The sequence below is a fragment of the Mesobacillus maritimus genome, from assembly GCF_019749255.1.
In the GTDB taxonomy this organism is placed as follows: Bacteria; Bacillota; Bacilli; order Bacillales; family Cytobacillaceae; genus Mesobacillus_B; species Mesobacillus_B maritimus_A.
In genome coordinates this window covers 42,790-48,850 of record NZ_JACWFH010000039.1, presented here as the reverse complement: position 1 = coordinate 48,850, position 6,061 = coordinate 42,790, and the positions used below count along the sequence as shown (strand labels likewise).

Below are 6,061 nucleotides of genomic sequence, written 5' to 3'. Positions count from 1 at the left end.
GTTTCCCGGAGTTATCCCAGTCTTACAGGCAGGTTGCCCACGTGTTACTCACCCGTCCGCCGCTAATCTTTGGGAGCAAGCTCCCTCAGATTCGCTCGACTTGCATGTATTAGGCACGCCGCCAGCGTTCGTCCTGAGCCAGGATCAAACTCTCCAATAAAGAGTATGAGTTAAGCTCATAATAAAAACGTTGGCTCATATTTCCCTAATTCATATTTCCCTAATTAATAGAAGAAACATGAAAATTTATTGTTTGTTGACGCTTGTTTGTTTAGTTTTCAAAGAACAATTACTTTAGCGTCGCTCAGAAGCGACATTTATTAATATATCATGTTCAACTCATTAAATCAAGTATAATATTATTTTAATATAATTGATTAAATAAGTGGCTGCCGTTTTCAACAGCGGATATTTAATATACATCACAATAATCGACTCGTCAATACTTTATTAGAAAAGTATTATTAAAGAGTTAACAATTGTTGCTGTCTGAAGCAGCTAAATAAGAATACCACCATTCCCCATAACAAACAATAGAAATTTTTTACATACAGAGTTAATCAAGTATAAAGATTCTTTGGGACAATGAGCCTGTCCCTCCGTCCCACTTGCTAGATTTATAGGCTCACGGTAGAATTAATTCTTGTGAAAATCATAGTGTGTCTTTCATATATATAGTAAGTCTTTTAGGAGGTTTAACATGAACGTTATTGAAGTTCAGAATTTGCGCAAAGAGTTTAAGTCGTACTCTAGTCGTTCAGGCCTAAGCGGGGCTTTTCGTGATTTGTTTACGAGAAATTATAAAGTGTTGCCGGCGGTTGATGATATTTCCTTAACCATTAAACAAGGAGAAATGGTTGGCTATATTGGCGAAAATGGTGCAGGGAAGTCAACAACGATTAAAATGCTAACAGGCATTCTTACGCCAACATCCGGTTCGATTGTTGTGAATGGAATGAATCCTCATAAACAACGAGAGGAGTTTGTGCGTACGATTGGCGTCGTATTCGGTCAGCGCTCACAATTATGGTGGGACATCGCTGTACAAGAGTCTTTCCGATTATTAAAAAAGGTTTACCGCGTTTCAGATAAAGACTATAACCAGCATATGGGTCATGTGATTGAAACATTGGAAATTGGTCCTTTATTGGATAAGCCTGTTCGGAAACTATCCCTTGGACAACGGATGCGGTGTGAATTGGCTGCTGCTTTGATCCACAATCCTCCTCTACTTTTTTTAGACGAGCCAACGATTGGATTGGACGTACTAGTAAAGTTAAAGATTCGGAAGTTTTTAAAGGAAATTAATGAGCAATATAAAACAACTATTCTCTTAACGACACATGATTTAACCGATATTGAGGCGCTCTGTGAACGAGTAGTTCTATTAGATGAAGGAAAAATCATCTATGACGGCAAGCTGAATGAGCTTCAAGGCCATGCTGTTGAAGGCAAACAAGTGGAATTTGAATTTTTAGCAGAAGTCCAAAGAAACCAGCTTCCTTACTTAGCAAATGTTCAATGGGAGCAAAAAGATGCGACCACATGGCTTGCTTATGTAAATGGCGACGAACGCCTTGTCTCTCAATTAATTAGCGATGTTGTAAAAAAGAACCCGATAAAAAATGTCCGCATCAATGAAGTATCAACCGAAGAGATTGTTCGTAAAATTTACGAAGAAGGTTTGGCCCTCGCATGAGTATGTATCTTGAAATGATTCGGGTTCGGTTTTTAATGATGCTCGCTTATCGGACCAATTATTATAGTGGGATTTTAATCTACAGCATCAATATTGGTGCCTACTATTTTTTATGGTCAGCGATTTATGGAGAGAACTCTGAGATTCAAGGTCTGTCCGTCCTACAAATGACCACCTATGTGGCGGTAGCATGGATGGCAAGAGCGTTTTATTTTAACAATATTGACCGCGAAATTGCAGCTGAAATCAAGGACGGAAAAGTCGCCATCGAAATGATTCGCCCTTATAACTATTTAGGAATGAAAACGATGCAGGCGCTTGGAGAAGGACTTTTCCGCTTACTCTTTTTCTCTGTCCCAGGGATGATTATTGTTGCCTTAATGTTTCCGATTAGCTTTTCGGCTAGTTTCATGACGTGGCTGTTTTTCCTGGTGTCGTTGGTATTTAGTTTTATCGTGAATACACAAATCAATTTACTTACTGGAATTATGTCTTTCTTCTTATTTAATAACACTGGGTTAATTCGCGCAAAACGGGTTGTCATCGATTTATTTTCCGGACTTTTGCTCCCAATCTCATTTTTCCCAATATGGGCGCAATCGGTCATGTCGTATTTACCGTTTCAAGCCATCAGTTATATTCCTAGCATGATTTTTACTGAAGGCTTTGTTGGGCAGGAGATTTATCATGCCGTACTGTTACAGGCAGCATGGGCATTCATCTTATTGATTCCAATTCAGCTGTTATGGTCTCTAGCAAAAAAACAATTAATTGTCCAAGGAGGCTAAACGAGTGTTTTACGTTTCGATGTTTTTTCAATACGCCTCTCAATATTTAAAAACAAGATTGACGTATCGCGTGGATACCGTCGTTGAAATTTTTTCTGATATATTGTCACAAGCTGTGAACTTGATTTTCATTTTAGTGGTTTTTGGTCACACATCATTATTGAGTGGGTGGAACCGCGAAGAGATTATTTTCATTTATGGATTCTTCCTTGTTCCCTATGCGCTATTTTCGGCATTTTTCAACATCTGGGATTTTAATGAACGTTATATTGTCAAAGGGGAAATGGACCGTGTTCTAACTCGACCTGTTCATAGTCTTTTCCAAATTATTATGGAACGAATGGAGTTGGAGTCGTTATTCGGGGTTATTACCGGGTTAGCGATTATGGGCTATGCTGGGACAGAACTAGGACTAACCTACGCATGGTACGATCTATTGGTCTTTCTTTTGATGATTTTTGGCGGGATGTTTATTTATGCTGGAATTTTTATTAGCATTGCCACCATCGGATTTTGGTCTGACAGTCGTACCGATATTATGCCGATGATGTATAATATCGGGAACTACGGCCGCTATCCGATAAATATTTATCATAAAGTCATTCGTTTTGTGTTAACGTGGATCTTGCCGTTTGCCTTTGTTGGCGTCTACCCAGCTGCTTACTTTTTAAATAGAGAAGAATGGTACGGGTATGCCTTTCTAACACCTGTTATGGGCATCCTTTTCTTCAGTATTTCCGTTTTTCTTTGGAATACGGGAGTAAAGAAATACCGCGGGGCTGGGAACTAAGATTAATACGACCATCCTAGTTTACACATACGAAAGCCCCGTAGATAGTCGCTTTTTCTCCTACGGGGCTTTCGTTTTATAAAAATTCTCTACGACCTAGACTCCTTTATGTAGCACAAGATGTAACTTTACGCTTGGGAAGTAATAGGATGTTTCACGTACGACGGGAATTGACTACTCCCATTTGTTTTTACAAATAACACTTCGTCTCCTTTAAACATATCCTTTTGAATCTGAATTCCCTCATAACCAGGAGTAAAGTGAAAAACTATTTTGTTAGAATCTTTGTTTGTGATCTTCGAAAGAATATCCTGTATGTTCACTTCTTTTTTACTCACTATATCAAAAATGTCTACTTGATTGCCTTCCTGCTCGAAAATAACGATCGCATCTTCCTTTTCTAAGTAGTAAAGATGTTCCCCAAAAACATTGATACAATGATACATGAATAGTCCTTGAGTATTCTGAGTCCCAAATACGTTCGAAACGGCTATTCTTTCGGAAGCGAATTGGTAGATAAAATTTAGGTCATCAATCTTGGTGGTATCTAGTTTTGTAATCCCTGTAGTATCTAATGGTCTAGAACGGTAGTTCATTGAAAACTGGTATTCATCAACAGATTTAAAACCGAACTTAGGGTAGAAATCCAACACCGTTTTATTCGCAAATAAATACATAAAATCATACTTCTGAGCGTACTCTTCTAAAACTAGGTTCATCAAAGAAGCTGAAAGCCCTAGATTTCTATAATCAGGGTGTGTCATCACTGTTCCAATTTGGATCGCTCTTTTTATCTTTCCGTCTATAACAAAATCCAATAGATTCACAGAGACATTGGCAATCACCTTATCCTCTACCACATAAGAAAAAGGAATATACCGGTTATTCCAATATCCTTTTTGATACCAATCTTCGAATTGAATACCAAAAACCAAAGTAGCAAGTTCATTAAAGCTTTTCCTTAACGTTTCATTCTTTTTGTAATCCTTATAAAAAATAAATTCTGCCATTGTTTAACCCTCTTTAGCTTCCAACGTTACCTCTATTTTACTATACTATCTATCTTTAAAACGATTTTTTTAGTAAGCAAATGCAATAAAAACATGGTTCAACTGATCATATTTATCAGCTTAAACGATCGAATAGAAGATGAAATGCAAAAAAAAGAGACCAATACCTCTATGGTCCATTAAAAATTCTTCTGTTCATATCTCACAGTAGACTTTGTTTATAAGCGTTGAAAATCATCTTTAACTGTTAACCAAGTCGTGACTTCACTAATAGACTTTCTATTTCCAGAAGGCATTTCTTTTTTTGGATAGCCAAAATAAAGAAATCCAAGTACTTCGCCTTTATCTGTTAATCCAAACAGTTTTTTCATTAAAGGATCATAGGTCGGTTTGCCCGTTCGCCAAAATCCTCCCAATCCTAACGCATGCGCGGCAAGCAACATGTTTTGAATGGCTGCATATACCGCTCCATACTCTTCTTGAATAATCACTTTTTCAGATTGTACATTGGGCTCCACAGCTACAGTTATAATGACTGGGGCCCGAAAAGGCTTTTCAAGAATTTTCTCCCGCTTTTTTATGTTAGCCTCACTATTGGGATCATCCATCGTTTTTTCAGCAATTTTGACCAGCACTTCTCCCAACGCCATTCTGCTGTTCCCTTCTAAAACAAAAAACTTCCACGGCTCAGTTCTAAAATGACTAGGAGCCCATGTGCCTGCCTCTAAGATTTCTTCAATCAGTTCTTTCGGAACAGTCTCATTCCGAACTAGCCCATTACTTCTTCTTGTTTTTATTGCTTCAAACACATCCATCCACAATCCCTCCAAACACTATTACATATATTTTATGAGTATCCACCCTTATTTAAATGAACTATATTCTATGAAACGTTCTTCTAAAATATGAGTGATAAACAAAGGAGGACTGCTAACGCAGTCCCCCTAATCAATTTATATATTTATACGAACTGCTATGATTCGTTTCCAGTTTTCCTTATGAGTAAACAGCTAACTCCGTTTCAATTTGTTTTCTAATCTTTTCAAGACACTCCTCTGTCGTCTTAGCAAAAACCCGTTTTCCGTTCACCATTGCATACGGACTCTTCGCACACATTCCACAAAAGGATAAGCAGCTGTTTTCGATCACCGCTACTTCAGGATACTCCGCTTCCAGAATCGATTCTAAATCGATTTGGGTAATCAAGCTACCATCGCATATCTCAACCACTATAATCCCCATTTTTCTTGTCCTTTCTATTACTCAGTTTCACCAAAAGTTTTTCATTATAGTAAAAGCATTAAATAGCTTTGCATTTTATTCTACAACTCTCATTTTTATACTTTATAGTATAAAAACAGATGAACCCATTACACCATAGCCTGCTCACAAAATCAAATTTTTTGTTTTCCATTAAAGATATCCAGCGAGCTTTAACGTCTACTTACCAACCATTTGATCTATCGACTTTTCTTGCTAGATTACACTCTTATGCGGTCCCCCCTATGGTGAATATCAGGTTTAAAAATCAATATTATGTAGCGGATCATTTTAATTCCTAATTCATCCACTTATAAAACGGGACCTCAATCCCGACGAGATAGTGAATGAGTCCAAACAAAAATCCCGAATCCAATCGGATTCAGGATTTTTCATCTTCTAATCATGATCTTAGAACCAAGAAGCTCCAATGATGATGAGTAGAATGAATAGTACGACAATTAGCGCAAAGCCTCCACCATATCCGTATCCGCCGCCGTAGCCACATCCACCA

General features: G+C 37.8%; 6 protein-coding genes, 1 rRNA gene and 1 pseudogene. 3 read left to right on the top strand and 5 right to left on the bottom strand.

Annotated features, from left to right (window positions below; genetic code table 11):
- Positions 1-160, bottom strand: a 16S ribosomal RNA gene (locus H0185_RS23085); the annotation flags it as partial.
- A gap of 540 nt (positions 161-700) precedes the next feature.
- Between H0185_RS23085 and H0185_RS23080 the strand changes: the two genes are divergently transcribed.
- The 3 genes from H0185_RS23080 to H0185_RS23070 are packed head-to-tail and all read left to right on the top strand — an operon-like array spanning position 701 to position 3,277.
- On the top strand, positions 701-1,699 hold the full coding sequence (locus H0185_RS23080; protein WP_221875908.1) for an ABC transporter ATP-binding protein: 999 nt from the start codon (positions 701-703) through the stop codon (positions 1,697-1,699).
- Positions 1,696-2,487, top strand: a complete 792-nt coding sequence (locus H0185_RS23075) for an ABC transporter permease (protein ID WP_221875907.1) — start codon at positions 1,696-1,698, stop codon at positions 2,485-2,487. The genes H0185_RS23080 and H0185_RS23075 overlap by 4 nt, the downstream gene beginning before the upstream one ends.
- A 4-nt stretch (positions 2,488-2,491) precedes the next feature.
- Complete coding sequence (locus tag H0185_RS23070; RefSeq protein WP_221875906.1) at positions 2,492-3,277, top strand: ABC transporter permease; 786 nt, start codon at positions 2,492-2,494, stop codon at positions 3,275-3,277.
- A 128-nt stretch (positions 3,278-3,405) separates the two neighbouring features.
- Here H0185_RS23070 and H0185_RS23065 read toward each other — a convergent pair whose 3' ends face one another.
- The 4 genes and pseudogenes from H0185_RS23065 to H0185_RS23050 all read right to left on the bottom strand — a co-directional run.
- On the bottom strand, positions 3,406-4,287 hold the full coding sequence (locus H0185_RS23065) for a GNAT family N-acetyltransferase (RefSeq protein WP_221875904.1): 882 nt from the start codon (positions 4,285-4,287) through the stop codon (positions 3,406-3,408).
- Positions 4,288-4,505: 218 nt separating this feature from the next.
- The gene (locus H0185_RS23060; RefSeq protein WP_221875902.1) at positions 4,506-5,102 is read right to left on the bottom strand and encodes a nitroreductase family protein; all 597 of its coding nucleotides are present in this window, start codon (positions 5,100-5,102) and stop codon (positions 4,506-4,508) included.
- Positions 5,103-5,283: 181 nt separating this feature from the next.
- Positions 5,284-5,529, bottom strand: coding sequence for a YuzB family protein (locus H0185_RS23055; protein ID WP_221875900.1), 246 nt, complete (start codon positions 5,527-5,529; stop codon positions 5,284-5,286).
- 429 nt (positions 5,530-5,958) lie between these two features.
- Positions 5,959-6,039, bottom strand: a pseudogene (locus tag H0185_RS23050) (YjcZ family sporulation protein); the annotation flags it as partial.
- Between the last annotated feature and the right edge of the window lie 22 nt (positions 6,040-6,061).

Bases quoted from the DNA above. Each gene is read 5' to 3' on its own strand.
- H0185_RS23075 (WP_221875907.1), top strand. From the start codon at position 1,696: ATGAGTATGTATCTTGAAATGATTCGGGTTCGGTTTTTAATGATGCTC.
- H0185_RS23055 (WP_221875900.1), bottom strand. From the start codon at position 5,529: ATGGGGATTATAGTGGTTGAGATATGCGATGGTAGCTTGATTACCCAA.
- H0185_RS23080 (WP_221875908.1), top strand. From the start codon at position 701: ATGAACGTTATTGAAGTTCAGAATTTGCGCAAAGAGTTTAAGTCGTAC.
- H0185_RS23065 (WP_221875904.1), bottom strand. From the start codon at position 4,287: ATGGCAGAATTTATTTTTTATAAGGATTACAAAAAGAATGAAACGTTA.
- H0185_RS23060 (WP_221875902.1), bottom strand. From the start codon at position 5,102: ATGGATGTGTTTGAAGCAATAAAAACAAGAAGAAGTAATGGGCTAGTT.